The organism is Falsiroseomonas sp. RANM36 (assembly GCF_056682175.1).
On sequence record NZ_JBWXTD010000003.1, the window covers coordinates 715,789 to 717,305 of the forward strand.

The 1,517-nt window shown below is 77.2% G+C and carries 1 protein-coding gene and 1 pseudogene; one reads left to right on the forward strand and one right to left on the reverse strand.

All coding sequences use genetic code 11. The annotated features are described in order from the left end of the window. A partial coding sequence (locus AC1MIR_RS08215) for a cytochrome b/b6 domain-containing protein (protein ID WP_480027689.1) occupies window positions 1–715 on the reverse strand: 715 nt, incomplete at its 3' end. Between the two features lie 110 nt (window positions 716–825). Here AC1MIR_RS08215 and AC1MIR_RS08220 point away from each other — a divergent pair. Continuing rightward, a pseudogene (locus AC1MIR_RS08220) lies at window positions 826–1,517 on the forward strand (hypothetical protein); the annotation flags it as partial.

Genomic DNA, 1,517 nt, shown 5'->3' on the forward strand with positions numbered 1-1,517 from the left:
GGGGGCGCCGTTGGATCCCTCCGCTGGCGGGGGCCGGCTGGGGGTAAACCCCCCAACCCCGCCCCCCCGCCGCCGCGCGCCGCGGGGCGGCGAGCAACGGATTGCCCGCCCGCGGCGCCTGCAGCGCGGAGTCGCGCGGCACCTCCAGCACGCCGGTGACCATCGGCTTCACCAGGTTCCGCCGCAGCAGCAGGCGATAGGCGACGACCGCCAGGATGTGCAGCGCCGCGCAGCCGACGATCACCCAGAACACGCGCAGATGCACCGAGGTCGCCGCATCGGAGAAGGCCGGGTCCACGCTCCGCGCGAGCGGACCGCGGCTCATCACCTGGTCGTCGGCGAAGAGGCCCGCGGCGGCCTGGGCCAGCAGCAGCACCAGCAGCAGCAGCACCATCCAGCCGCCGGCCGCGTTGTGTCCGATCTCGGGCGACGCGTCACGCCGGCGGACATGCGCCAGGTGGCGCAACGCCTCGGCCGGGCCGCGCAGGAAGTGCGCGAAGCGCGCCGTCTCGGACCCCACCAGGCCCCAGGCGATGCGGAACAGCACCAGCGCCAGGATGGCGTAGCCCGAGAGGAAATGCAGGTCGAAGCGGCCGGTCTCGGCGGTCCACCAGGAAAAGGGGATCAGCAGCACGATGGACCAGTGGACCAGGCGCACCCAGGGGTCCCATACCTTGAGCCGGCGCGTCGCGCCTGCATCCGTCTGCGTCGTCATGCGGCATCCTGTCGTCCTGCCGGCGCACTGTGCTGGGACCGCCCCGCGCCGGGCAAGTTTCGCTTGGTGACCGATCGCCCGCCGCGCGCCGGCCAGATGGGAGAACGGCCATGCCGGCGCCGGACCTGATCGGACTGCTGCAACTGCATCGCGGCGCGGTGCTGGCCTTCGCCGTGACGCTGGGATTCGCCCTGGCGGCGCGCGGTCTGCGACGGCCCCTGCCGGCCGGGATCGCCGCCGGCGCCGGGCTGCTCGCCGGCTGGTGGCTCACCTTCGGCCTGCTGACCGCCAGCCCGCGGCAATTGCCGGAACGGCTGCCGCTGCTCGTGCTGATGCTGCTGCTGGCCACGTCGCTGCTGCTGCCGCCGGCGCGGCGCTGGCCGCGCCTTGCGCTGCCGGCCGCGCTGCTGGGCGCGCTGCTCGCCGGCTGGTGGATGGCCGGCGCACCGCTGGTTCGGGCAGACCTGATGCGGGCTGCGCCGGTCCTGGCCGGCGTGGCCGCGGCGACCTTCCTGCTGGCGCGGGCGCTGGCGCCGCGCTGGGCCGCCGCCGCGGCCGCCGCGGCGCTGCTCGGCGGCCTGCTGCTGGCGCCGCTGCCCGGGCCGCAGGCGGTGCTGGCGGCGGCCTTGCTGGCGGCGACGCTGGCCGCCGCCGCCGTGCCGGCGCGCAATGGCGCCGCGCCCGCCCTGTCCTTCCTGCCGGTCGCCGGCGCGACGATGGCGCTGGCCGCGCTGCCGGTGATCGGGCGCGGGGGCCCCGCCCCCGGGGGGGGGGGCGCCGCGGCCCCCCGCGCCCCCCCCCC